Raw genomic sequence first — 22,410 nt, 5'->3', positions numbered from 1 at the left:
CCCCTGTGGCATCGCCCGTGGTGTGCGTTCAGGCGGGGTGCTTGTCGAGGAAGTCGGTCATGAGCTTCAGCCACTCGTCGGTCCGCTCCAGCATCGGCAGATGACCGGTGGCGATTTCGGCGAGTTGGGCGCCCGGGATGGTCTCGGCGAGCCGGCGATGCAGGTCGCTGGAGACGAGCCGGTCGTCGGTGGTCGAGATGACCAGCGTGGGGACCGTGATGCCGGCGAGGTCGTCCCGGACGTCGACCTGGCCGACGAGGTCGGTCTGCTCGGAGCTGCCGTCGGCCGTACCGGCGGCGACGTAGCCGAGGGTCTGCCGCAGCTGCTCGGCGGGCATGGACTCCAGTGCCTGGGTGCCGAGGGCCATCATGAGCTGGAATTCGGCGAGCAGCTCGCGGTCACCGGAGGCTGCGATCTTGCTCTGGATCGAGGAGGCGAGAGCGAGCCGGTTGTCGCGGTGCGGAAAGGCGGCGGTCAGGACGAGTGCGCCGACGCGCTCGGGGTGGCGGGTGGCGGCGCGGATGGCGACCGGCCCGCCGAGGGAGTAGCCGGACACGGCGAAGCGGTCGAGGTCCTCCGCGTCGGCGGCGGCGACGAGTTGGTCGGCGAGGTCGTCGACGGACAGCGGGGTGGTGGAGCGGGGAGTGTCGCCGCTGCCGGGGTAGTCGACGCCGACGACGGTGTGGCGCGCGGCGAGCGCTTCCATTACGGGGCCGTAGGTGCCGGCCAGGCTGCTGCCGGCGCCGTGGGCGAGGAGCAGGCCGGGGCCGGAGCCGAGGCGAGTGCGGGCGAACGTGGGTGCGATCAGGTTGCGAGGTGACATGGCCGTCTGCCTTTCGAATGCGCCGACACGCGAGAATCATCCAGTGCGTGTGATTGCTTCCTCAGGTCTATCACACAGCACGTATGATTTGGACCTGTGACGTCAATCACACACACCGTATGATGGGCCGGTAGAGTGGCGGCATGAAGCAGCCCCTCCACCGCCGCCAGCCGACCCCGGGCAACCCGCGCGTACAGCGCACCCGCAATCGCGTGCTGGCCGTCGCGCGGGAACTGCTGCCTCAGGTCGGACCGGCCGGGCTGACCTACGCCCTGCTGGCCGAGCGGTCGGACGTCACCCGCCAAACCCTCTACCGACACTGGCCCACCCGAGCCGCGCTGCTCTTCGACCTCGTCCTCGAAGGCCCCGACCTCGACACCTACCCCGAACCGGGCACCGACGTACGTGAAGTGGCCACAGCCTGGCTGAAGAGCCTGCGCACCGGCGTCAGCGTGCCGGCCGTTCGATCCGCGGCCCTGGCCGTCACCGCCCAGGCCGACCACGACCCCGACAGCGCCCGGGCACTCGCCCGCATCGGCGAAGACCGCCACGCCGGCTTCAACAAGCTGTTGGAACCTTCGGGCATCCAGATCAGCGACGACGAGTTCACCCTGCTCTACGGGCCCGTCCTCGCTCGGCTCTTCCTCGACCGCGGCCAGGTCACCGACGCCTTCATCGACGCCGTCGTCGCCCAATGGCTCACCACGCTGCAACTTGCCGACGCACCGCAGGACTCCCGGTAGTAGTCACCGAAAGCTCCCGGCAGAGAGGAACAACCGCGTTCAGACAGCGAACCCGGACTCGTGTCGACCCGTCATCGCCGCCCCTGCCGAGTGAGCCTCGCCGCCTGCTGTCGGGAACCACTCCACACCCGACATGACCGCCGGCCACCTGCCCGGGTGCGCATGTGGAACGACGTCGGGTGCTGCCGGACGTGCTCGCCGACCCCTGGTCGGCCGAGCCGGTGCGGTCGACCACCGACCTGAGCGAGGCTCTGCACCGGTGCGAAGCTCTCGAAGGTACGGGCGTCGCTCCGGCGATCGGCTTCATGGAGGCTTCATGCGCTGAGTGGTACGTGCTTTATGAGGCGGCTGTTGTCTGGCGGTCATGCACGTACTCCTCGTCCCGCCGGTGGACAACGTCGGCCACCCTGCTGCGCGGCACCAGACTTCGGCGGTCGGCACCGCGCTGTCCGGTTCCCTCGTGACCGGCGCGTTCCTTGGTCTGGGGTCGGCCAGGCACGTGGAGCCCGCTGGACACGAGCTCGACGACGCGCTGCATGCAGGAACCGCCGGCCTGCTCACCTGGGTGGGGGCCGCGGCGGCGGGGCCGGCGGCGTTGCTCGCGGGTCCGCTCCACTAGCCGACCGGTGACCGCCGGCCTATGCGGCTGCGTCGGCGCGCAGTTCGTGAACCAGTCCACCTGGGATCCGGTGCCGGTGCGCCGGCGGATCGCTGAGCGGCCGGTGCCGCAGATCGGCCCGGACGCCTGGGCGGTCGATGGCGTGTCGTTCCCCAAGGACGGACGGATGTCCGTCGGCGTCGCCCACCAGTACTGCGGTGCGCTGGGCAAGCAGGCCAACTGCCAGGTCGCGTCACTCGACGGGGGGAGCGTCCTGGACCGCTCGGTGCTCTTCGTTAACACCCCCGGTGTCGGGGAAGAAGCGCAACTCCTCGACACGACCCAGCTGGACGAGGAGGTGAGCCAGCCGGAAGTCCCCGTGCCGGTCGCTCTCCTGTGCCGCGCGCAGCTCATCGAAACGGCCCAGCTCCGCCAGTATGCGAGCCATCTGCTGGTCGCTTGATTCCCGCGCACCGGGAACTCGGGCGGCAGCCCGTCGGACAGCGACGGCATCGTCGATGCGGCCCTCGTCGAGGAGTAGCTTGACGAGTCTGTCGGGGCTGTGGGGGTGGGCCTGGAGGAGGGTGATGGCCTCCTCCAGCTGTCCCTGCCCGGCCAGGAGGTCGGCCAGCCTCAAAACGGCATAGGCGTCGTCGGAGTCGGCGCGCGCCCGCAGTTGGTCGATCCGGCCATGCTCGGCAAGCATCTGGGCCAGCCGGTAAGGAGCATGCCAGTCGTTGGGCTGCGCCTCGGTGCGGTCGCCCCATATGGCGATGGCGTCGTCGATACGGCCCTGGTGGGTAAACAGATGGGTCAGTCTGTAAATGGCGAGAGTAGAGCTTTCACCGACGAGCGCGCGCAACTGGTCGATACTGCCCCGCTCGGCCAGCAGATCGATGAACGCGGACAACTCGCGGTCACTGCGCGGATGCTCCAGCTCACGGGCCAGAGCGACAGCGGCGTACGTGTCACCGTCGTCAACAAGGGCCCGCAAGTCTTCCGTACTGTGCTTCTTCCTCATCCGGAAGATCAGGTTGTCGCGGGCGTAGCTGTCCCCCGCGTCGGCCCGGGTCCGCAACTCCTCCACACGGTCCTGCGCCGCCATCATGCGGGCCAGGGCATCACAGGCCGCCTCCCGCCCCCCGCTACTGTCGCCGGTGTCGGCACGCGTCCGCAGCTCGTCGAGACGGCCGTGTTCCATCAGCAGATAAGCCAGCCTGTCGGCGCCGTAACTGTCGTCGGCGTCGGCACGGGCCCGTTGGACGTCGAGAGCCTCGTCTACACGGCCGTGGTCGATCAGCAACGTGACGAGCAGGACGGTAAGTGAATCCGCGTCGCTGGGAGATGTGTCGGCCGTATCGAAACTGGCCTGCACCGCGACGGCATCGTCGAAACGTCCCGCGTCGACCAGCACAACTACCAACTTCTTCGCGGCGTACAGGTTTCCGCCCTCGGCGCGGGCCTGTAGTTCATCGAGACGGCCCAGCCCTGCCAGCGTGGCGTACAGCAACTGGGCCACGATGTGTGAGCTGCTGGTTTCGGCAAGATCGCGCAGTTCATCGATCCGGTCCTGCGCTGCCAGCAGACGCGCCAGATGCTCGGCCGCATACCTGTCGCCCGCATCGGCCCGGGCACGCAACTCATCGCTACGGCCCAGCTTTGCCAGCAACTCACCGAGCCGGTACGCCACGCGTTGGTCGCCCGCGTCGAAGCGCACCTGTAGTTCCCTTATCTCGCGCTTGATGGACCGGCGCTTGCTGAAGCGGCCATAGTTCACGATTGACACCATGACGTCTCCGTGCCCTGGCCACAAGGACGAGAATGCACTGGGTGAGCTGCTCTGAGTAATTTTGAAAGGCCAGCCGTCGCCCCTTTGCCACTACCGGCGCCTCGCGAAGCCCCCGCCTGCGACGCAGCTCGTCGAGCGAGGACTGCTGCGACGGGAGCCGCATCCGACCAGCCGCCGCAGCATGCGCCTGTTCGCGACGGCCGAGGGACACGCGGTGGCCGCTCGTGCCGCGTCGATCGCGCGTCGGATCGAACGGGAGACGACGTCGCCACTCCCCCCGGACGACAAGGACGCCATTCACCGGCTGCTCTACCGTTTGGTCGAGGAACTGAACCCCGACGCCCTCGCCGTCGACACTCGATCACTGAACTAGCCCTGGCCGACCAGCGAATGCCGCTTCCCGGATCCGGCGCGCCGACGTGAGAAAGAAACGCGGAAAGGAGGAGATCCTCCGGCGAGGCCAGCTGAACGGGGAACTCCGTATGGGCATCGACCGGGAACTGGCCATCGACATGTTCGTCGGTCCACTGCTCATCCGCACGTTGGTACGCCACGACCCCGACCTCCCGGCTGGGCTGCCCGAAGAGATCGTCGGCACCGTCCTCCATGGCCTACGGCCTGTCAGCTCCCCACGCAGTTGAAGCGTAGGCACGGGGGCGCAGCCGCTGCCACCCGCCCGCCGCACCGCACCCGGTGGGCGCGCGAACCCGACATGGTGGTGCGCCCCGGCCGCTCGTCTGTCGCCTACCGACCAGCCGTCAGCGCGGTGGTGGTTCTCCGTTGTCCCTACGTGAGGTCTCTCCCCTCCATTGGCGGGCACCCCACGACTTCGTCGGGGGCGCTCAGTCTCGCGCGGCGAACGCGGTGGCCGCTTCCATGAAGGACGCGGGTGCACGGCCGAGCAGCATCCACAGGACGTTGCTGTTGCCGCGCAGGCTGTGCCGGTCATAGTCCTGCCACATGGCGCGCATGTCCGAGGCCCGGGAGGCGGAGTCGGCCACTCCCGGCGGGAGCGGTGCATCCGCCCAGTCCACCGTCCTCGCCTCCAGATCCACTCCTCGCGTGCGCCCGGCGAAGCGCACCGCCTGGGCCAACGTCAGAGCGGGTCCCGCGAGTTCGTAGGTCGCCGAGTCGTGGACTTTCTCGGCAAGCACCTTGACGCCGGCTTCCCCGAGGTCGCGCAAGTCGATGAACGAGAACACGTTGTCGACGTTGAACGGCACCCCGACGGGGCCGGCCGGAGCCCTCCCCCACGTCGACAGGACGATCTGCGCGAACATCGAGGGCTGGAGGATCGTCCAGTTCAGCCGCGAGGCCCGCACGGCGGCCTCGGCGTTCGCCTTGCGCAGGTGGTGGCGCAGCCCGGGGGTGTGCGGGTGGAGGACGGACAGGTACACGAACCGGCGGGCGCCCGCGTGCTCAGCCGCCTCGAGCGCCCTCGTCGAGAGCACGTCTTCCTCCGGGTGGAACGCCGGCGGGATCATGAACACGGAGTCCGCGTTCTCCAGCGCCTGACGGATGCCGTCCGGCTTCGCCAGGTCGGCCTCGACGATGTCGTCCACGCCCAGGGCAGCCACTCGTTCCCGCCCTGCCGGGCCGTGCACCACGGCCCGGACCCTGAATGGGGCTAGCAGCGCGGCCTTCAGCACGTACGTACCGCAGAGCCCGGCCGCCCCGATCACCGCGATCAGGGGCGGCTCCTGACTGCGTACGGCTTGTGATTCGGACACGTTCCCGGCTTCCTCTCGCGGTTCTGCGGCGACTTCTCGGAGTCGTGACACGCTCGTGCGTCGGATCAGGGATTGATCACGGTCATCCACATCGGGTCGTCGACCCGTTGCTCTATGGCGTCCATGGCCTTGAGCGCTTCGGTGAGCGGGAACCGATGGGTGATGAGCTCGTCGGCGGTGAGGGCGCCCGTCGCGAGCAGACGCAGCACATCCGTCGTGTCCTGGCGGGTGCACGCGCGAGTGGCGACGAAGCGCCAGCAATGCATCATCAGGGCGATGGCGGGGAGCGACAGCGGGGTGGAGTTACCGCCCATGTGCACGAGTGTGCCGCCGGTGGCCATGCCGGCCATGGTCTGGCCGAGGGCGGGGCCCTCCGGGATGAAGTCGATGACGGCATGGGCTCCCTCGGGTGCCAGCTCGCGCAGCCGACGGGTGAGAGTGCCGTCGGTCGACCAGTTGTCAGGGAGTTCGTCGAGTGCGACGACACCGGCCGGTACGCCGCCGGCGAGCCCGGCGACGCGGTGGAGGCGCTCGCTGTCGCGGCCGACGAGGATCAGACGGGCGACTCCGAAATGCTCCGCGAGTTTGACCGTCGCGGTTCCCATGGTGCCGGTCGCGGCGGTGACCACGAGGGTGGCCCGTTCCGGCAGGTCCGCGCACTTGAGTGCGCGCACGGCGTTGGCCAGATCCTGAACCTTGGCCGCGACGTCGAAGCCGACGGAGTCCGGCAGGGAATCGGTCAGCCAGTGCGGGACACGGACGTATTCCGCGAGTCCGCCGTCGTGGTACTGCTCGTACAGGGGCATCGGGGCATCGCCGAAGGCGGCGTGACCGAGCATGGCCTGCTGGGGGCACATCATGTCCCGGTCGGTACGGCAGTACTCGCACTCACGGCAGTTCAGCAGGGGGTGCACCCGCACCCGGTCGCCGGCCGCGTGGCCGGTGACGTCCCGGCCGACGGCGGAGACGACGCCTGCGGCCTCGTGGCCGAGTGTGGTGGGCAGGTGCTTGAGCGCTCCCATCCGAAGCAGGCGCATGATGCCCGGCGCCAGGCCGGCGGAGGCGACCTTCACGACCACGTCGAGCGGACCTGGCTCGGGGACGGGCACTTCCCCCAGGACGAGCGCTTCGGCGCCCTGGTGCGCTCGCAGGGCAAGCATCGTGGCCATCAGCGGACCTCCACGGTGAGGCTCGGGAGAAGTTCGGGGGTGTAGGCATCCGCCGTACGCGTGGTCTCGGCGACCTGGGGCAGTTCCTGGTGCGAGAGGAGACTGACGTAGTCCCCGGGTTCGGTCACGACGCTGGTGTGGGAGATGCCGAGCGGGATGCGCACGAAGTCGCCCGGCTTGAGGTCGACGATGCCCCGCTGGGTGATCAGCGTGCGGTGACCACGGGCCTGGTACTGGATCTCGTCGGCGTCGAGGGTACGCCGGTAGCGGCGCTGTCCGCCGGGAATGGTGGCGACCATGCCGAGGCGGATGCGATCTGTCGCGTACAGCCAGGTGGTGTCCTGACCGGGATCGGCCCGCAGCACCGCCATCCGCCGGTCCTCCTGGTGCACCTGCTCGAGCAGGAGCTGTTCGTCGACCCCGAAGACGGTGATGTCGTGGCCGCGGTCGGCCACGACATCACCGTCTTCGGGGGTGTACAACCCGCTGACGCCGGAAGGTCCCGCGTTCCTGTCCAAGTTCTCCTTCGTGCCGTTGCTCGCACGCACAGCCGGTGAACTGCCGGGAGTCGAGATCAGGTACGGCACCCGCCTGGAGACGATGGAACAGGACTCCAAGGGTGTCCTGGCCGTGGTGCGCGACCTGGCGAGCGGTGCCACCGAGACGCTGACCGGCACCTACCTGGTGGCCTGCGACGGAGGCCGCAGCGGCATACGTCGGGCGCTCGGCATCGAGTTCGAGGGCATGTTCGCCCAGGGGCACAACTTCGCTGTGCACTTCCGTTCGCCGCAGCTGCTGGACCTGCTGCGGGAGCGGCTGGGCGGCCCAGCGGTGCAGATCCACACCCTGTCGTCGGTGCGCAGGCCGTACATCACGGTCGTCAACGGCGTGGACGAGTGGCGGCTCTCGGTCTACCTGGACGAGGAGCCCGACCCCGACGACGCGGTCGCCTGGATACGCGACGCCGTCGGTGCGCCGATCGACGTGGAGATCCTCGCAGCGCAGCCCTGGAGTGGACACTGCGTCGTGGCCCGCACCTACCGTGAGGGGCGCGTGTTCCTCGCGGGAGACGCCGCGCATCTGCTCTGGCCCAAGGGAGGCTTCGGCGCCAACACCGGGATCGGCGACGCCGTGGACCTCGGCTGGAAGCTCGCCGCGACCTTCCAAGGATGGGGAGGCCCGGCGCTCCTGGACAGCTACGAGAAGGAGCGGCGGCCCGTCGCCGTCCGCAACGTCACGGAAGCCTCCAGCAACTGGAGGGCCGACGCGGGGCTCGTCCCCGATCCAGTGCTCGACCGCATGGACGCGGAAGGCGAACGGCTCCGACGTGAGCTGGGCGAGGAGATCCGCCGGTCCCGGGCCAAGGAGTTCCGCTGCACGGGCGTCCAGCTCGGATACCGTTACAGCGGTTCCCCGATCTGCGTGCCGGACGGAAGTCCGGAGCCGCCCGACGAGCCGGACGAGTACGTACCGTCGACGTGGCCCGGCTGCCGCGCACCGCACGTCTGGCTGCCCGACGGCAGTTCGGTCCTCGACCACTTCGGGCATGGGTTCACGCTCGTGGTCTCGGGTTCCGCGGACCCGACGCCGCTGGTGCAGGCCGCCCGCCGGTGTCATGTGCCGTTGACGGTGTTGAGCCTCGCCGACCCGGCCGCCGCAGAGCTGTACGAGCGGCCGCTCGTCCTCGTCCGCCCGGACGGCCACGTCGGCTGGCGGGGTCGGCTGGCTCCCGCGGATCCCGTCGCTGTGCTCGACATGCTGCGCGGGGCGACGTTCCCGCCTCCGGACGCGCAAGCGCCCGGAGCGGCGCGGACGGTGTCAGCGGGAGTCGGTACTCACCTCGTCTGAGTTACCGCTCTCAGCGCTTCCGCCCCTTGGCCCCTGAACTCCTGGCCAGGGCGGACTCCATCAGGAACCGGATCATCTCGTGGGCCGGCCTGTTCCGGTCGTTGGGCACGTTCGCCCCTTCGAACACGGCGACCGCGACATCGCGGACGAGCGCGGCATCGACGCCGGGGGCCTGATCGAGGCCGTGCTCGGCCATGAGCTCGTCGACCAGTCCCACAATCCAGTTCAGGAGGTGTTGTGGGCCTCGCGGACTGCCTCCGAATGAGGAAGCCGGTCGTGCATGGCCTGGTGCAGCGGACGGGAATAGCGCATGTCGGACAGCCCGCGCACCAGGCGGCTCAGTGGGTCGGCACCGGCCTGCTCCTCGTTGAGGATGCGGATCTCGCGACTGAGCATGCGGTTCATGACGGCGGCGAAGATGTGGTCCTTGGAGTCGAAGTACCAATAGACGTTGCCCCGGGCCACGCCCGCGGCGGAACTGATGTCCGCCATCGTGGTCTTGTCGTAGCCCTTCGAGAGAAAGAGCTCGGTGGCCGCGGCTAGCAGATCACCCGTGCGCTCCTCCCGGGGGATCTGTTGGCGGTTCCGCGGCATCCCGACTCCTCCCATGAGTTCACCACATCTCAAGTGAGTGTAGACACCCGGCAGGCCGCGCCCTGCTCAGGAGGAAGGAGTGCTGTGCCCGCCGGTCCCCGGCGAGGAGTCCCTGGAGATCCTTCACCGGGGAAGACCATCGCCGGGCGGCCGCATGCCCGGCGGCCATCCATCGCTCACCGCTCGCACCCGCGGCCGCGCCGCAGCTCTCCCATGCGCCCCGGCATCGGCGCGTAGTCCGGGACCCGGGTCCAAGACGGTGCAGCGTATCGAACCCGGGTGCCGGGCAGGCCGATGGCCTGCCTCGTGAGGGCACGTACGGCGCCGGGCTCGGCCCGGAACCTCCGTCGGCGCCCGTGAGGTGAATCAGTCCGACTTCTCGCCGCTCTCGGCCAGGATCCTGTTACGGGCGCCGGCGAGGGCTCCCGCCATGGCACCCGCGGGCCTGCCGAAGGTCGAGGCGGAGAACCGGGCGGGGCCGGTCTTGGCGGTGAAGGAGTGCGCGTAGGCGAACTCCCGCAGTCCCTCCTCCCCCTGCTTGCGCCCGTAACCGCTGTCGCCCCGACCGCCGAACGGCACGGCGGGGTTCATGGAGAACACCAGAGCATCGTTGATGCTGGTCATTCCCACGCGGAGGCGACGAGCGATGGCTTCGCCGCGGTCGCGGCTGAAGACGGCGCTGCCCAGCCCGTACCGGCCGGCGTTGATGTGAGCGACGGCCTCATCGGCGTCGGCGACCTTGACGACTGCCAGCGTCGGCCCGAACGTCTCCTCCGTCGCCGCGAGGGCGTCGGGGGCCACACCGACCAGGATGGTGGGCGCGGCATAGCGGTCGCCCACCGCGTCGAGGCCGCCGACGGTGGCGGTCGCGCCGCGCTCCAGGGCGTCCTGGATGTGTTCCCGGATGATCGAGGTCTGGCTCGGCAGCGGAACCGGCCCGATCTCCGCGTCCTCGTCGCTGCCGACGCGTACCTGCCCGGCGAGCTCGCTGATCTTCTCGACGAACTCGTCGTGCACCGACTCGACGACATAGGCCACTTCGAGACTGATGCAACCGTGTCCGGTGTTCTGCATCGCGCCCCACACGACGTGAGCGGCGGCTTCGTCCAGATCGGCGTCCTCGGCGACGATGACGCCGTCCTTTCCGCCGAGTTCCAGCAGAACGGGGGTCAGGGTCTGCGCGCATTGGGCGGCAACCGTCCGACCCGTGGCGACACTGCCCGTGAACGCGAGCTTGTCGAGGCCGGCCTCGATGAGCGCCTGGCCCGTGGCCCCGTATCCGTTCAGGTTCTGTAGGACGGCCGGCAGTTCCGGAACGGCACGCTGCCAGGTTCGGATGAGCCATTCGGCGACGCCGGGCGTGATCTGGCTCGGCTTGAGGATGACGGCGTTCCCGGCCGCGAGCGCATCGGCGAGGATGGCCGCGGGAGTGAGCAGGGGGAAGTTCCACGGGCCTATGACGCCGACCACGCCGTAGGGCTGGTACTCGACCCACGCACGCTGGTTGGGCGTGGTGGGGCTGGCCGGAACCTCCCGGCGCTCCAGGACCCGCGCGGCGTTGTCAGCAACGTAGTGCAGGTGCTCGAGAGTTCCGAGCACCTCCACGCGGGCGTCGTCGAGGGGCTTGCCGTTCTCGGCGTGAATGAGTGCGGCGCCCTCCTCACCGCTCAAAGCTATCTGCCGCCGCCACGCGCGCAGCCGCTCCGCACGGCCCTCGAAGCCGAGGTCCCACCAGGCCCCGGTGACTGAGCGTGCGGCGGCGACGGCCGCGGCCGCCTCTTCCTTGCCGGCCACGGGATACCGGGCGAACTCGGCTCCGGTGGCCTGGTCGATGGTGACGATCTCGGTCGCGTCGTATCCGATGACGCCGTCACGTGTGATCGTCGGGATGTTGTCGGTCATAGGTCTTCCCTAACTTTCTTCCGCCCGCCCGAATGCGACACGCCGTGGGTGAGGGCGGTGGCGGAGGCGGTCTTCGGCACGAGTGGCCGCTGGAGGGCAGTCGGCGCGGGCCGACGTGGAGGACTGCATGGTGGAGGTCATGGGGAGCGTGTGCCGTGCCGGCCTTTCGGCAGTTCGGCAAGGGGGGCCGCGGATCGGGAAGCACCCTCGACGGACGGGCGTGGCGCAACCCTGGGAGGGCGACCCGTGGCCGGGTCGGGGGCAGCGCCGAGAAGGCGCCCGCTGCTACGCCTGCGGGCCGCGGTAGCGAGTTGCGAGGGTGGGCTGGTTGCCGCCGGTGAGCAGAGCGGACTCCGCGGCCAGCAGGGCTTCAAGGGCTGCGGCCTGGTTCTCCAGACCGGGTGCGCACACGGTCTCCCCCAGGCGCAGGCCGGCAAGGCTGGCCGAGGCGACGTCCTGCGGGGTCATCGCCCAGGGGATGTCGCGGCCGACGCCTTCGTTCCACTCCGTGGCCACGACGCCGGGCAGCAGCAGCTGCGTACGGATGGGCGTGTCCGCGAGCTCACCCGTGAGGGTCCGGGTGAAGGCGACGGTGGCGGCCTTCGCCGCCGCGTAGAGAGTGCGTCGTGGTGCGCGGGGGTCGTTGAGGCCGCCGCTGAAGGCCAGCAGCGAGGCCACCGTGATGATCGCGCCTTCTCCGGCGGCGAGCATTCCGGGAAGCGCGGCGCGGACCAGCTGAACGGGGGCCACGGCGTTGAGGGTGAGCAGGCGGTCGATGTCGGCGGGGTCGACGTCGACGAGCGGGGCGTAGCCGCCGGCGCCGGCGTTGCTGACCAGCAGGCGCACGTCCCCCGCGGCGAGACGGCCGGTGACAGCGGTGATGCCCTCGTGGGTGCCGAGATCGGCGGGCAGCACCTCCACGGCGGCACCCCGGGCGCGGAGCTCCTCCGCGAAGTCGCCGAGCCGGTCCGCGCGGCGCGCCACCAGGACGAGGTCGTGGTCATCCGCCAGCAGACGGGCGTATTCGGCGCCGATGCCGGAGGAAGCTCCGGTGATGAGAGCGATCGTGCGAGTCATACATCGAGCATGCCTCAACCGTTAGCTGAGTGTCAAACGCTTGATGGTTATGAAGTGTCGTACCCTTGGCGGGTGATACGTGATGACGAGGAGCCTGTGGGGCTCGGCGCGCTTGACCGGGTGACCTGGGCATTGCGGCGCGCGGAACTGGCGGTGCAGACGCTCAAGGAACAGCGGCTACGCCCGCTGGGCATGGCCGCCGCGCACTACACCCTGCTGATGTCGGTGCACAGCGAACCAGGGCTGGCCGGCGCCGAGTTGGCCCGCCGCCTCCACGTCACCCCTCAGGCCGTCGCCTCCCTCGTGGCACGCCTGGAGGGCCGCGGCCAGTTGGAGAGGCGCGAGCACCCGCGCCACCGGCACGTGCAGGAACTGCATCTCACCGACGCCGGGCGGGAGGCGCTGCGCGCGGCCGACCAGGTGATCGCCGACGTAGAGCGTCACATCACCGAGGGCCTGGGACCGGACCAGAGCGCGCAGCTACGGACGCTGCTCGACCAGGTGAGCAAGACGGTGCGCAACGCCTGAGCTCGTCGCCCGGTCAAGGACAGGCCGGCGCGTCGGTGGCCCAGGCAGGGCGCACGCCGCCCGCTCCCCCGGCGGTCTCGGCGCATCGTAGGCCGCCGCCAGCGCGGCTCCAGCCGACCGCGGCACCGGTCGGCCCGCAGCGAAAGCCGCGACCACTCGCTCGAGGACCAGTCCACCGCCCTCGCCTCAAGGTCGACATCGGCACGGCGATCTCGTCCATGCACGGTCGATCCGTGCAGGGCGGCACGGATCCCGAACGGCGCGCCCTGCCGCCTGAAGCGGGTGGGCCGCAGCTTCCAGCGGTCCTCACCACCGCGAGCAACGGGGCAGAGCTTCTTCGCCCTCCGCTTCCGCCTCGGACGCTCCTTTCTCTCTTCTCACTGCGTCATGACGTCACGGGCACAGCAGCGTCAGGACTCGTGCCTCGGTCGGCCACGGCTATCCGAACGGAGTTGCCGGTGCGGTCGGGGGCCCGGTCACGGGACGAGGACGATCTTCCCCGTCGTATGCCCGGTCATGATCTGCCGATGCGCGGCGGCGGCTTCGCGCAACGGATGGCTGGCGGCGATCAGGACGCGCAGTCGCCCGGCGCCCGCGGCTTCGGCGAGCTGCGGGCGCGCAGCGGCACGGACTTCCGTGCCGGGTTCCGCGCCGGGCCCGCCGCCCAGGAGCCTGATGCCGGCTCGGGCCCCGCGTTCGAACGCCGCGACGGTCGCGATGCGGGACCGGTCCGCCACCAGCTCCACCGAGACGTCCACCGCCTCGTCGGTGCCCACCAGGTCGGCAGCCGCGTGGACTCCCTGCGGTGCTGCCGCGCGCACCCGGTCCGCCAGACCCGGCCCGTACGCGATCGGAATCGCCCCCAGGTCGCGCAGTACGTCGTGCTTGGCCGGGCTCGCAGTTCCCAGCACCCTGGCTCCGCGCTCGACGGCCAGTTGCACGGCCATCAGGCCGACGCCACCCGCCGCGCCGTGGACCAGAACCGAGTCGTTCTCGCGCAGGCCGATCGCTTCGAGTACGTGCACAGCCGTGACGCCCGTGACCATCAGTCCTCCGGCCTGCTCCCAGGAGAGAGCGGCGGGCTTGGGCACCACCGACGAGGCCGGGACGATGAGTTCGGCGGCGTACGCGCCGGGCGCTCGGTACGCGATCACCTCGTCGCCGATCCGGATCGGACCGGCGGGGCCGGTCGCGTCGGCACCGACAGCGGTCACCACCCCGGCCGCTTCGGCGCCGAGCCGCATCGGCAGGTTCGCCGGATCGGTTCCGAAGGCGCCGCTGTACATCTTGTGGTCGAAAGGGTTGACGCCGACGGCGCGGACCTCGATGCGCACCTGACCCGGCCCGGGCTCCGCTACGGCGACATCGATCACCGACAGCACCTCGGGACCACCGTAAGCACGCGCAACTACTACTTCGCTCATGTCAGGGGAGAACGCGGTGCCGGAAGGCCCGATTCCCCATTGCGGTGAATTTTTTGAGCGGAGCGCTCACAAGAATGCAGCGCCCCCGTGCTTTTGCTTCGCCGTTCTGCGCTTTTTCCTTCTCCCTGAGGGATCGACCGGATCCCCGGTGCATTGCGTGCCGGGGAAAATTTCTTCCCCCTCACACCGCGTCCTTCCGATGCAATGCTTCATCACGCGGCGAGCACGACATGCGACAAGCCGCGCGACCATGTGCCGTTTCAGGGCCTCCACCAGGTACGGGCCGAGCGCTTCTTCGGCCCAGAAGCCGGCGGGCTGCCGGGTTCCGTCGGCCAGCGTCCAGTGGTCGGACGCGGTGATCACGAAGAGGATCTTCGCCATGGGGCCGGATCACCCCTCCGGGCCGCGAAGACGTTTCCGGCAGAACGGGCCGCCGAGGCCCATCAAGTGCCGGCGGCCGACGGGGTGCGAGGCCGGCTCGTCCTCCGGGTGGCGCAGCTTCTTGGCGCCCACCCGCAGGCCGGCCAGGTGGCGGCCTGCCCACCACTGACTCGCCGACGAGCGCCGTCAATCCGGGTTCTCCGGGGCACCGGGCGGCCAGCAGGCGCAGTTGCGCGACGCAGCTCCGGGCGACCGTACTCCAGTCGACGTAGAGATCGCGGAAGGCGGGCTCGGTGAAGAGGAGCCGGACGTAGTTGCGCCGTTTCTCCGGGACGCGATGGAAGTCAGTGAAGAGAGCGGCCGCCAGAGAGTTCCAGGCCAGGATGTCCATGCGGCGACCGATCACCACGCTGGGGGTCGCGGTGAGATCGTCGAGCAGGCGACGCAGCTGCGATTGCACCTTCTGTGCGGCCTGACGACGCGGGCGAGCCGCCTGGCGACCGGCCGGCTCGAAGAGGTGGTCCCGCTGGTCGTTGTTCAGGTGCAGGACCCTGACGAGATCCGCCAGCACCGGCGCGGACGGCTGGATACGCCCCTGCTCCAGCCGTGTGTAGTAGTCGGAGCTGATGGCCGCGAGCAGGGCGACCTCCTCCCTGCGCAGGCCGGGCACACGTCGCGGGCTACCGGTGTCGGGCAGGCCGACGGTGCGCGGACTCAACTCGACCCGCCGCTCCTTGAGAAATGCTCCCAGCTCGTTCACATGCGCGTCGCTGGTCATGCCGACCAGTCTCGCACCGTCCCGCCCTGACGAGGGGGGGGAAGGATTCTTCCCTGGATAAGCCTTGCCCGGGGTGGAATTCTCCCCATTGCGGGCTCACGCGATGGTGGCAGGGTCGAAGACGGAGTCGGCGAGCGCGGTCGGCCCGCGGAAAGCCTTTAACCGAAAGGCAAGCTGTCAAACGCTGAGTGCGGAATTGGTTTGCGAATATGACACAGCTCCCGGCCGCAGGCCGGGCCACCCGAATCCCTGAACACGCAAGGAGCACCACCCCATGACCGAGCGGAAGAAGTTCGCACCGCCGGCGATCCAGGAATTCGCCCCGAAGCTTGCCGAGGTGACCGACACGGTCCTGTTCGGTGACATCTGGGAGCGACCGGGTCTGTCCCCACGAGACCGCAGCCTGGTCACCGTCACCGCTCTGGCCGCCTTGTACCGCAACGACCAGCTCGGCTTCCACCTCGGCAAGGCGCTGGAGAACGGCGTGACCAAGGACGAGCTGGTGGAGGCCCTCACCCATCTGGCCTTCTACGCCGGATGGCCCAACGCGATGACCGCAGTGACCCAGCTCAAGGCGATCGTGGAGCAGTCGGGCTGAGTAGCGCCCCCATCAAGGGAAAGACACACCATGGAACTGCTGAAGCAGCCTCCGACCGTGAAGCTGCCTGCCGAATGGTTCACCGGCGACGTCTACGCCGACGTGATCCACCGTGGCGAGGAGCCCTCTCGGATGCGGGGCCTCGCCCTGTGGGAGACGGACGACGCCACCTGGCTCGAGCACGTCTCGGACGACGAGTACGACGGACCGCGCGCCAACGCCCGTACCCGCCCCTGACACCACGCCAGATCCGAACCGACCTGAGAGAGCATCATGCGAGCCACCATCATCCACGCGCCTGGTGACATCCGGGTGGAGAACGTCCCCGAACCGGAGATCGTCGCACCGACGGACGCCGTCATCCGTACCGTCGCCACCTGCGTGTGCGGCTCCGACCTGTGGAGCTATCGGGGCGTCAACCCAGTCACCGAGGCTCAGCCGATCGGTCACGAGTACGTCGGCATCGTCGAGGAGGTCGGCAGCGACGTATCCAATGTCAGGCCCGGCCAGTTCGTCATCGGCTCCTTCATCGCCTCCGACAACACCTGCCCGGTCTGCCGGGCCGGCTACCACACCTCCTGCCAGCACCGTGACTTCCCCAACGGCTGCCAGGCCGAATACGTCCGCATCCCCCTCGCCGACGGCACCCTCGTCGCCACCCCGGAGGAGCCGGCCTCAGAGCTGGTCCCGAATCTGCTGGCCCTCTCCGACGTCATGGGCACCGGCTGGTACGCCGCCAAGGCGGCCGAGGTCGAGCCGGGTTCGACGGCCGTGGTCGTGGGTGACGGTGCGGTGGGCCTGTGCGGTGTCATCGCGGCGAAGGAACTGGGCGCCGAACGCATCATCGCCATGAGCCGGCACGCACCCCGGCAGAAGCTGGCCCTGGAGTTCGGTGCCACCGACATCGTCACCGAGCGCGGCGAGGAGGGCGTCGCCCGCGTCAAGCAACTGACGAACGGTGTAGGCGCCGACTCGGTTCTGGAGTGCGTCGGCACCCAGGAGTCGATGCACCAGGCCCTCCAGTCCGCACGCCCCGGTGGCAACGTCGGCTTCGTCGGCATGCCTCACGGCGTGCAGATCGACGGCCAGGAACTCTTCTTCTCCCACGTCGGTCTACGCGGCGGCCCTGCGCCCGTGCGCGCCTACCTTCCCGACCTGATCGACCGCGTCGTCAGCGGCCGTATCAACCCGGGCAAGGTCTTCGACCTCACCCTGCCCCTGGACGAGGTCGCCGAAGGCTACAAGGCCATGGACGAGCGCCGCGCCATCAAGGCGCTGCTGCGTCCGTGACATGAAGCCCGGCGGTGGTGGGCCGCGCCCACCACCGCCGCCACCACCGAGCGGTGAACGCCCGCCCACCGCCGCCCAGCAGAAACGGCCATGGGCTGGGCCCCGCAGCGGGCCGGAGGAGATCCGGCAGTCTCTCGCCGCGTTCTTCGCGGCCGTCGAGCCGCTCGCATGTGAGCTGCGCTCCTTGGTGGAGACCGACGGACAGGTGCTGGTGCCGGGCCGGTACGCCTCCCGGTTCCATCCCTCGGGGCAGGTGCTCGAAAGCGAGATGATCCTGCGGTTCACCATCACCGACGGCCTGATCACCGGCTACCGCGTCTTCGAGGACTGGCTCGGCGTCACCCGAAGCTACCTCGGTGCGCCTCTCACTCCAGGTCCCGCCTGACCGCAGGTCTTCCGAAATTCCTCGACAGCGACACATCGGTACTTACGCCCTCCTCGGTCTCAGGAGCCCCCGCATGTCCGTTCGGCGCCCTGCCGGCAGCCCATGGCGACATCCCGCACAGCCTGGGCGAAAGCCTGGCCGTCACCGCGGTCATGGCCTTCGTCGGTGTTGCGGCGAATCTCTTCCCGAGGCCGGCCCGACGACCTGACGGGCTTCCTCGCGTACTCACCGGATCAAGGAGATCGGAGACACACCCATGACGGCATGGACGAGCGATGACCTCAACCGCATCGCCACCGCTGACGAGTTGGAGATGGCACCGCTCAGGCGCGACGGCACTCTGCGGAGGCCGGTGCCGATCTGGGTCGTCCGCGACGGTGACGACCTTTACGTCCGCTCCTTCCGAGGCACGGACGGCGGCTGGTGGCGTACGGCCCGTGCGAGCCACGAGGGGCACATCCGCTCCGGCGGAGTGGACAAGGACGTCACCTTCGTGGAGGTGCAGGACGACGAGATCAACGACCGTATCGACACGGCGTACCGCACCAAGTACGGCCGCTTCGGCGGCGCCTACGTCGACCCCATGGTCGCCGCACGCTCCACGACGCTACGGCTGATCCCCGATGAGCAGCACGATCCCCGCGGAAGCCGCTGAACCCCCACGGACAGCTTGTCCAGCACTGGAGTAAGCGCCATGCTCGGTCTTGAACTCGTCGTCGTCCTGGGCGCGGCCGTGCTGCTGGGCAATGCCCTGGGGCAGCGCTTCGGTGTCGCGCCGCCCGTCGTCCTACTGATCGTGGGCGCCCTCATCGGGCTCGTGCCGGCCGTCCGCCAAACCCAACTCCCGCCCGAAGTCGTGCTCTTGCTCTTCCTCCCCGTGCTGCTGTACTGGGAGAGCCTGACCACGTCCATGCGGGAGATCCGTTCGAACCTGCGCGCATCGTCCTGCTCAGCACGGTTCTGGTGATCCTCACCGCGTGGGCCGTCGCGGCCGCCGGGCACGCGCTCGGACTGCCCTGGGGGCCGGCGTGGGTCCTGGGCGCGGCCGTGGCGCCCACCGACGCGACCGCGGTCGGCGCGCTGGCCGGTTCCCTGCCGCGCCGTGAGGTCACCGTGCTCCGGGCGGAGAGCCTCGTCAACGACGGCACGGCGCTGGTCATCTACGGGCTGGCGGTCGGTCACGGTCGGCGAGGAGCACCTCACCCTTGCGCACGTCGGAGCGCTGTTCCTGCTGGCGTACGGCGGTGGGGCCGCGGTCGGCGTGGCGGTCGCCTGGGTCAACATGAACCTCCGGCGCCACCTGGCGATCCGGGACAGACGTCGACGGAGTGGAGCCAGGGATCGATCCCGGGCTCCACTCCGTGGTGCGGGCGTGTCACTGGAACTGTGCGAAGAACCTCCAGATCTCTGCTTTGGTCCAGGTGGTGACGCCGCTTTCGCCGGTGGAACCGTCGACCGGACCGGGTATGTGGCCTCCGTCGAACGCGGCCCATTGGACCGGGTATCCGGCACGGCAGCCCGAGTAGGTGGTGGTGATGTGCGTTCGGCTGCCCGGCGCGGGCTCGCGCGGGCTCTGGGAGGCGCAGCCGTTGTTGCGGACGAATCTGTCGCGCAGGGACCGTCCTTGCGCGATGTTGAGGACGGAGTCGCTGACGCCGTGGATTCCGAAGTAGGCGATGGGCTGGGTGCCGCCACTGCACCCGCTGATCTCAGCACCGGACATGACCGCGACAGCCCTGAAGACGTTCGCCCGGCTGCATGCGAGTGCGTAGCTCATACCGCCGCCCCAGCTGAATCCCGTGGCGAAACGCTGTGCTGGGTTGACACAGAGGCCGCCCTCGATGCGCCGGATCATGTCGTCGACAAAGGTGACGTCCTCACCGCCCGAATTGGCCCAGCCGTTGCCGAGGCCCTGGGGGGCGACGAGGATCGCGCTGTTGTTCGACTGTTCCTGTTGGCCGTAGTAGGACCAGGCGGTCCCGCTCGTGCCGCCCGAGGCGACGTCGCCCGCTGTTCCGCCCCGCCAGTGGAACGCGAAGATCAGCCGGTAGCGGTGGCTGTTGTCGTAGTTGGCGGGAACCCTGAGGATGAAGCTGCGGCTCTTGCCGCCGCTCTGGATCGTGTGCGTCCCGCTCGCCAGGGTCGGGGCGCTGCCGCATCCGCCGTCGCCTCCACCGGACGACAGCCTGATCATCTGCCATTGCTGGTTGGCGCCGCCCCAGTCGGTGTACTGGACGACGACGCCGCCGTCGGCGGTGGAGGCGCCCTGCACCTCCACCGCCTTGCTGCTGGTGCGGTTGATCAGCCGGACGTGGCCCGCGTCGGAGTCGGCCAGGCGGAACTGCTGGTTGGCCCCGCTGTGGTCGGCCCACTGCTGGATCGCGGCACCGTCTGCGGTCGAGGAGCCGGCGACGTCGAGGACCTTGCCCGAATGCCGGGCCTTGAGGCGGTAGAAGCCGTCGCCGGAGTCCACGAACTGCCACTGCTGGTTGACTCCATCGTTGCGTGTCCACTGGCTGACCCGCCCGCCGTCGGCGGTGGAGGCGCCGGAGACGTCCAGCGCCTTGCCACTGTTGCGATTGACCAGGACGTACCAAGCGTTGGTGTCCACCGTCGCCGCCTCGGCGGGCGCCGGATTCACTGCGGCGAGCATGCCGATCGCGAGGGTCAGCGCCACCAGGGCGGCGACCCGGGACCACCAGCCATGTAATCGTGGAGGGGCGGGAGAAACCTCACCGTAGGTCTTCATCGATTCACCCTTTCGTTTGTGGCAGGTCCGCTCAGGTGCGGGTCCAGCGTTGGTTGCTGCCGTTCGAGCAGGAGTAGAGCTGGATCAGGGTGCCGTTCGCGGTGCCGCCTGCGACGGCGTCGAGGCAGAGACCGGACTGGACGCCGACGATGGATCCGTCGGAGTTGAGACGCCATTTCTGGTTGTCGCCGCCCCAGCAGCTGTAGATCTGGACCTTGGTGCTGTTGCCGGTGCCGGCGGCGTCCAGGCACTTGTTGCCGTAGACCCTGAGCTCACCGGCGGTGGTGTACGTCCACTGCTGGTTGGTGCCGCTGCGGCAGTCCCACAGGTTGAGCTGGGTGCCGTCGGTGGTGGCGGCGCCGGGCACGTCCAGGCAGCGGCCCGAACCGACGCCCTTGATCTGTCCGGAATCCGAAGGAGGTGTGGAGGTGCCGCCGTTGAGCGCGTTGAGGACGGCGGTGTAGGCGGGCTTCTTGCTGCCGTTGCCGTTGAACAACAGCGGCGTCTGCTCCGCTCGCCAGGAGTCGGTGTCGCGCACACCCCAGACGGTGATGCCGAGGCAGCGCGGGACGGCCAGGCAGTCGTTGGTCACGTTGGCGTACGTCGTGGCTGGGGCGCCCTGGATGTCGAGTTCGGTGATGGCCACGTCGACACCGAGGGCGGCGAAGCTCTGCAGGGTGGTGCGGAAGTTGCTGTTGTACTGGCTGTCGTTGTTGAAGTGCGACTGGAAACCGACGCAGTCGATCGGCACGCCGCGCTGCTTGAAGTCCCGGACCATGGCGTACACGCCCTGGGTTTTGGCCCAGGTCCAGTTCTCGATGTTGTAGTCGTTGTAGCAGAGCTTGGCGGCCGGGTCGGCGGCGCGCGCGGTGCGGAAGGCGACCTCGATCCAGTCGTTGCCGGTGCGTTGCAGGTTGGAGTCGCGCCGGCCTCCCGAATTACCGTCGGCGAAGGCCTCGTTCACGACGTCCCACTGGGCGATCTTGCCCTTGTAGTGGGCCATCACTCCGTTGATGTGGTCGATCATCGCCTGGCGCAGCGTGCTGCCGCTGAGGCTCTGCATCCAGCCGGGCTGCTGGGAGTGCCAGGCCAGAGTATGGCCGCGCACCTGCTTGCCGTTCTGCACCGCCCAGTTGTAGACGCGGTCACCGGCGGCGAAGTTGAACTGGCCCCGCTGCGGTTCGGTGGCGTCGATCTTCATCTCGTTCTCGGCCGTCACCGAGTTGAACTCACGGCCCGCGATCGTCGTGTACGCCGAGTCGCCCAGCCGACCCGAGGCGATGGCGGTGCCGAAGTAGCGGCCGCTCTGCGCCGCCGCGGCGCCGAGCGTGCTCTCGGCGGCTTGTGCGGTCGGCGGCGCGACCAGTACGGCGGCCGCACCGAGGACGCCGACGACCAGCGCCCACAACAGGCCGCGGATCTTCCGGCGGACAACGGATCCGGGAGGGGCATAGGTGCCCATGACTGTGCCTCCAAGGTAGAAATCAAAGGGGAATGCGTTGTCCGCTCCCACTCGGCAGACGGACAGGGCTGGCCGGAACCCGGGCGGCACGGAATCGCCGGGCACCGCGGTCATGTGACCGGGACGATCTCAACCGGCACGGACGGCACCCGGTCCGCCGTCGGGTGACGTACGGCGGGCGGCGGCGGTGTTTCACAGGCATGTGGGTACTCCATCGCGGCTCAGCCGGGGGACCGCCACGCGGCGTCGCGTACCTCTCGACTGCGCGAAGATCCAGGATGCGCTGGTGCGAACCTCACGGAACGAGACGGGGTGGCGCAGGTGCTTCGGTGCGCGGATCTGCCGTGCAGCTGTGCGTGGATCTGCCGTGCAGCGCAGACTGCTCAGGGCTGACGTGGTTCGAAAACTCGAACTATGGTCCGTCTCTCAGACAGGGATGATTGAGGTATTGACGGTGGATCGTCAATACTCCCCGCAGAAAAATGTTTCGGCTCCTCGCCCGAAATATTTCGGACTCCCGCCAAGCCGGAAGGCGAATCCTC

23 protein-coding genes and 4 pseudogenes are annotated in these 22,410 nt (G+C 69.2%); 13 read left to right on the top strand and 14 right to left on the bottom strand.

The window, feature by feature from the left end; all coding sequences use genetic code 11:
• Positions 1 to 28: 28 nt before the first annotated feature.
• Positions 29 to 823 (bottom strand): alpha/beta fold hydrolase, encoded by a 795-nt coding sequence (locus OHS71_RS35535; RefSeq protein ID WP_328483411.1) that lies wholly within the window; start codon positions 821 to 823, stop codon positions 29 to 31.
• Positions 824 to 966: 143 nt separating this feature from the next.
• Between OHS71_RS35535 and OHS71_RS35530 the strand changes: the two genes are divergently transcribed.
• The 3 genes and pseudogenes from OHS71_RS35530 to OHS71_RS35520 form a co-directional block, all read left to right on the top strand.
• Positions 967 to 1,566 carry a TetR/AcrR family transcriptional regulator gene (locus tag OHS71_RS35530; protein WP_328483410.1) on the top strand — a complete coding sequence of 200 codons (600 nt, stop codon included), beginning with the start codon at positions 967 to 969 and terminating at the stop codon, positions 1,564 to 1,566.
• 364 nt (positions 1,567 to 1,930) lie between these two features.
• Positions 1,931 to 2,185, top strand: coding sequence for a hypothetical protein (locus OHS71_RS35525; RefSeq protein ID WP_328483409.1), 255 nt, complete (start codon positions 1,931 to 1,933; stop codon positions 2,183 to 2,185).
• Positions 2,186 to 2,225: 40 nt separating this feature from the next.
• A pseudogene (locus OHS71_RS35520) lies at positions 2,226 to 2,417 on the top strand (transposase); the annotation flags it as partial.
• On the opposite strand, the gene OHS71_RS35515 reads toward OHS71_RS35520, so the two are convergent.
• Positions 2,418 to 3,953, bottom strand: coding sequence for a hypothetical protein (locus tag OHS71_RS35515; protein WP_328483408.1), 1,536 nt, complete (start codon positions 3,951 to 3,953; stop codon positions 2,418 to 2,420).
• Positions 3,954 to 4,134: 181 nt separating this feature from the next.
• Here OHS71_RS35515 and OHS71_RS35510 point away from each other — a divergent pair, with 181 nt between their 5' ends.
• Positions 4,135 to 4,326, top strand: a complete 192-nt coding sequence (locus OHS71_RS35510; protein ID WP_328483407.1) for a hypothetical protein — start codon at positions 4,135 to 4,137, stop codon at positions 4,324 to 4,326.
• Positions 4,327 to 4,357: 31 nt separating this feature from the next.
• The gene (locus OHS71_RS35505) at positions 4,358 to 4,594 is read left to right on the top strand and encodes a TetR-like C-terminal domain-containing protein (protein WP_328484756.1); all 237 of its coding nucleotides are present in this window, start codon (positions 4,358 to 4,360) and stop codon (positions 4,592 to 4,594) included.
• A gap of 201 nt (positions 4,595 to 4,795) precedes the next feature.
• Here OHS71_RS35505 and OHS71_RS35500 read toward each other — a convergent pair whose 3' ends face one another.
• The 3 genes from OHS71_RS35500 to OHS71_RS35490 all read right to left on the bottom strand — a co-directional run bounded on the left by OHS71_RS35500 (position 4,796) and on the right by OHS71_RS35490 (position 7,307).
• Complete coding sequence (locus OHS71_RS35500) at positions 4,796 to 5,683, bottom strand: SDR family oxidoreductase (protein WP_328483406.1); 888 nt, start codon at positions 5,681 to 5,683, stop codon at positions 4,796 to 4,798.
• 65 nt (positions 5,684 to 5,748) lie between these two features.
• Positions 5,749 to 6,852 carry an alcohol dehydrogenase catalytic domain-containing protein gene (locus tag OHS71_RS35495; protein WP_328483405.1) on the bottom strand — a complete coding sequence of 368 codons (1,104 nt, stop codon included), beginning with the start codon at positions 6,850 to 6,852 and terminating at the stop codon, positions 5,749 to 5,751.
• On the bottom strand, positions 6,852 to 7,307 hold the full coding sequence (locus tag OHS71_RS35490; protein WP_328483404.1) for a hypothetical protein: 456 nt from the start codon (positions 7,305 to 7,307) through the stop codon (positions 6,852 to 6,854). Before OHS71_RS35490 ends, OHS71_RS35495 begins: the two co-directional genes overlap by 1 nt.
• A 19-nt stretch (positions 7,308 to 7,326) precedes the next feature.
• Here OHS71_RS35490 and OHS71_RS35485 point away from each other — a divergent pair, with 19 nt between their 5' ends.
• Positions 7,327 to 8,700, top strand: a complete 1,374-nt coding sequence (locus tag OHS71_RS35485; RefSeq protein ID WP_328483403.1) for an FAD-dependent monooxygenase — start codon at positions 7,327 to 7,329, stop codon at positions 8,698 to 8,700.
• Between the two features lie 10 nt (positions 8,701 to 8,710).
• Here OHS71_RS35485 and OHS71_RS35480 read toward each other — a convergent pair whose 3' ends face one another.
• The 4 genes from OHS71_RS35480 to OHS71_RS35465 all read right to left on the bottom strand — a co-directional run bounded on the left by OHS71_RS35480 (position 8,711) and on the right by OHS71_RS35465 (position 12,273).
• Positions 8,711 to 8,917: a hypothetical protein gene (locus tag OHS71_RS35480; protein ID WP_328483402.1), complete on the bottom strand. Its 207-nt coding sequence runs from the start codon at positions 8,915 to 8,917 to the stop codon at positions 8,711 to 8,713.
• 8 nt (positions 8,918 to 8,925) lie between these two features.
• Positions 8,926 to 9,294: a TetR/AcrR family transcriptional regulator gene (locus tag OHS71_RS35475; RefSeq protein ID WP_328483401.1), complete on the bottom strand. Its 369-nt coding sequence runs from the start codon at positions 9,292 to 9,294 to the stop codon at positions 8,926 to 8,928.
• 366 nt (positions 9,295 to 9,660) lie between these two features.
• Entirely contained in the window at positions 9,661 to 11,196 is a 1,536-nt protein-coding gene (locus tag OHS71_RS35470; protein ID WP_328483400.1) for an aldehyde dehydrogenase family protein, read from the bottom strand.
• A 285-nt stretch (positions 11,197 to 11,481) separates the two neighbouring features.
• The gene (locus OHS71_RS35465) at positions 11,482 to 12,273 is read right to left on the bottom strand and encodes an SDR family NAD(P)-dependent oxidoreductase (RefSeq protein WP_328483399.1); all 792 of its coding nucleotides are present in this window, start codon (positions 12,271 to 12,273) and stop codon (positions 11,482 to 11,484) included.
• Between the two features lie 72 nt (positions 12,274 to 12,345).
• Between OHS71_RS35465 and OHS71_RS35460 the strand changes: the two genes are divergently transcribed.
• Positions 12,346 to 12,801, top strand: a complete 456-nt coding sequence (locus OHS71_RS35460; protein WP_328483398.1) for a MarR family winged helix-turn-helix transcriptional regulator — start codon at positions 12,346 to 12,348, stop codon at positions 12,799 to 12,801.
• A gap of 476 nt (positions 12,802 to 13,277) precedes the next feature.
• On the opposite strand, the gene OHS71_RS35455 is transcribed toward OHS71_RS35460, so the two are convergent.
• The 3 genes and pseudogenes from OHS71_RS35455 to OHS71_RS35445 all read right to left on the bottom strand — a co-directional run.
• Positions 13,278 to 14,225: a quinone oxidoreductase family protein gene (locus OHS71_RS35455; protein ID WP_328483397.1), complete on the bottom strand. Its 948-nt coding sequence runs from the start codon at positions 14,223 to 14,225 to the stop codon at positions 13,278 to 13,280.
• A 270-nt stretch (positions 14,226 to 14,495) separates the two neighbouring features.
• Positions 14,496 to 14,606: pseudogene (locus OHS71_RS35450) on the bottom strand (type 1 glutamine amidotransferase domain-containing protein); the annotation flags it as partial.
• A gap of 105 nt (positions 14,607 to 14,711) precedes the next feature.
• Positions 14,712 to 15,384, bottom strand: a pseudogene (locus tag OHS71_RS35445) (helix-turn-helix domain-containing protein); the annotation flags it as partial.
• Between the two features lie 274 nt (positions 15,385 to 15,658).
• Between OHS71_RS35445 and OHS71_RS35440 the strand changes: the two are divergent.
• The 6 genes and pseudogenes from OHS71_RS35440 to OHS71_RS35415 all read left to right on the top strand — a co-directional run bounded on the left by OHS71_RS35440 (position 15,659) and on the right by OHS71_RS35415 (position 19,085).
• Positions 15,659 to 15,982 (top strand): carboxymuconolactone decarboxylase family protein, encoded by a 324-nt coding sequence (locus OHS71_RS35440; protein ID WP_328483396.1) that lies wholly within the window; start codon positions 15,659 to 15,661, stop codon positions 15,980 to 15,982.
• Positions 15,983 to 16,012: 30 nt separating this feature from the next.
• Complete coding sequence (locus OHS71_RS35435) at positions 16,013 to 16,219, top strand: hypothetical protein (protein ID WP_328483395.1); 207 nt, start codon at positions 16,013 to 16,015, stop codon at positions 16,217 to 16,219.
• A 36-nt stretch (positions 16,220 to 16,255) separates the two neighbouring features.
• Positions 16,256 to 17,272 (top strand): zinc-dependent alcohol dehydrogenase family protein, encoded by a 1,017-nt coding sequence (locus tag OHS71_RS35430; protein ID WP_328483394.1) that lies wholly within the window; start codon positions 16,256 to 16,258, stop codon positions 17,270 to 17,272.
• A gap of 1 nt (position 17,273) precedes the next feature.
• Positions 17,274 to 17,657 (top strand): nuclear transport factor 2 family protein, encoded by a 384-nt coding sequence (locus tag OHS71_RS35425; protein ID WP_328483393.1) that lies wholly within the window; start codon positions 17,274 to 17,276, stop codon positions 17,655 to 17,657.
• 256 nt (positions 17,658 to 17,913) lie between these two features.
• Positions 17,914 to 18,312, top strand: coding sequence for a DUF2255 family protein (locus tag OHS71_RS35420; protein WP_328483392.1), 399 nt, complete (start codon positions 17,914 to 17,916; stop codon positions 18,310 to 18,312).
• A gap of 39 nt (positions 18,313 to 18,351) precedes the next feature.
• A pseudogene (locus OHS71_RS35415) lies at positions 18,352 to 19,085 on the top strand (cation:proton antiporter domain-containing protein).
• On the opposite strand, the gene OHS71_RS35410 reads toward OHS71_RS35415, so the two are convergent.
• Together OHS71_RS35410 and OHS71_RS35405 are read right to left on the bottom strand one after the other, a co-directional pair.
• Positions 19,033 to 20,406: an RICIN domain-containing protein gene (locus OHS71_RS35410; protein WP_443047123.1), complete on the bottom strand. Its 1,374-nt coding sequence runs from the start codon at positions 20,404 to 20,406 to the stop codon at positions 19,033 to 19,035. The pseudogene OHS71_RS35415 and the gene OHS71_RS35410 overlap by 53 nt on opposite strands.
• Before the next feature lie 31 nt (positions 20,407 to 20,437).
• The gene (locus OHS71_RS35405; RefSeq protein WP_328483391.1) at positions 20,438 to 21,868 is read right to left on the bottom strand and encodes an endo-1,4-beta-xylanase; all 1,431 of its coding nucleotides are present in this window, start codon (positions 21,866 to 21,868) and stop codon (positions 20,438 to 20,440) included.
• Positions 21,869 to 22,410 lie beyond the last annotated feature (542 nt).

This window comes from Streptomyces sp. NBC_00377 (genome assembly GCF_036075115.1).
In the GTDB taxonomy this organism is placed as follows: Bacteria; Actinomycetota; Actinomycetes; order Streptomycetales; family Streptomycetaceae; genus Streptomyces.
The sequence above is the reverse complement of the archived record's forward strand: the minus strand, read 5'-3'. Positions and strand labels throughout refer to the sequence as shown.

Bases quoted from the DNA above. Each gene is read 5' to 3' on its own strand.
- OHS71_RS35535 (WP_328483411.1), bottom strand. From the start codon at position 823: ATGTCACCTCGCAACCTGATCGCACCCACGTTCGCCCGCACTCGCCTC.
- OHS71_RS35530 (WP_328483410.1), top strand. From the start codon at position 967: ATGAAGCAGCCCCTCCACCGCCGCCAGCCGACCCCGGGCAACCCGCGC.
- OHS71_RS35525 (WP_328483409.1), top strand. From the start codon at position 1,931: ATGCACGTACTCCTCGTCCCGCCGGTGGACAACGTCGGCCACCCTGCT.
- OHS71_RS35515 (WP_328483408.1), bottom strand. From the start codon at position 3,953: ATGGTGTCAATCGTGAACTATGGCCGCTTCAGCAAGCGCCGGTCCATC.
- OHS71_RS35510 (WP_328483407.1), top strand. From the start codon at position 4,135: ATGCGCCTGTTCGCGACGGCCGAGGGACACGCGGTGGCCGCTCGTGCC.
- OHS71_RS35495 (WP_328483405.1), bottom strand. From the start codon at position 6,852: ATGGCCACGATGCTTGCCCTGCGAGCGCACCAGGGCGCCGAAGCGCTC.
- OHS71_RS35475 (WP_328483401.1), bottom strand. From the start codon at position 9,294: ATGCCGCGGAACCGCCAACAGATCCCCCGGGAGGAGCGCACGGGTGAT.
- OHS71_RS35470 (WP_328483400.1), bottom strand. From the start codon at position 11,196: ATGACCGACAACATCCCGACGATCACACGTGACGGCGTCATCGGATAC.
- OHS71_RS35465 (WP_328483399.1), bottom strand. From the start codon at position 12,273: ATGACTCGCACGATCGCTCTCATCACCGGAGCTTCCTCCGGCATCGGC.
- OHS71_RS35455 (WP_328483397.1), bottom strand. From the start codon at position 14,225: ATGAGCGAAGTAGTAGTTGCGCGTGCTTACGGTGGTCCCGAGGTGCTG.
- OHS71_RS35440 (WP_328483396.1), top strand. From the start codon at position 15,659: ATGACCGAGCGGAAGAAGTTCGCACCGCCGGCGATCCAGGAATTCGCC.
- OHS71_RS35435 (WP_328483395.1), top strand. From the start codon at position 16,013: ATGGAACTGCTGAAGCAGCCTCCGACCGTGAAGCTGCCTGCCGAATGG.
- OHS71_RS35430 (WP_328483394.1), top strand. From the start codon at position 16,256: ATGCGAGCCACCATCATCCACGCGCCTGGTGACATCCGGGTGGAGAAC.
- OHS71_RS35425 (WP_328483393.1), top strand. From the start codon at position 17,274: ATGAAGCCCGGCGGTGGTGGGCCGCGCCCACCACCGCCGCCACCACCG.
- OHS71_RS35420 (WP_328483392.1), top strand. From the start codon at position 17,914: ATGACGGCATGGACGAGCGATGACCTCAACCGCATCGCCACCGCTGAC.
- OHS71_RS35410 (WP_443047123.1), bottom strand. From the start codon at position 20,406: ATGAAGACCTACGGTGAGGTTTCTCCCGCCCCTCCACGATTACATGGC.
- OHS71_RS35405 (WP_328483391.1), bottom strand. From the start codon at position 21,868: ATGGGCACCTATGCCCCTCCCGGATCCGTTGTCCGCCGGAAGATCCGC.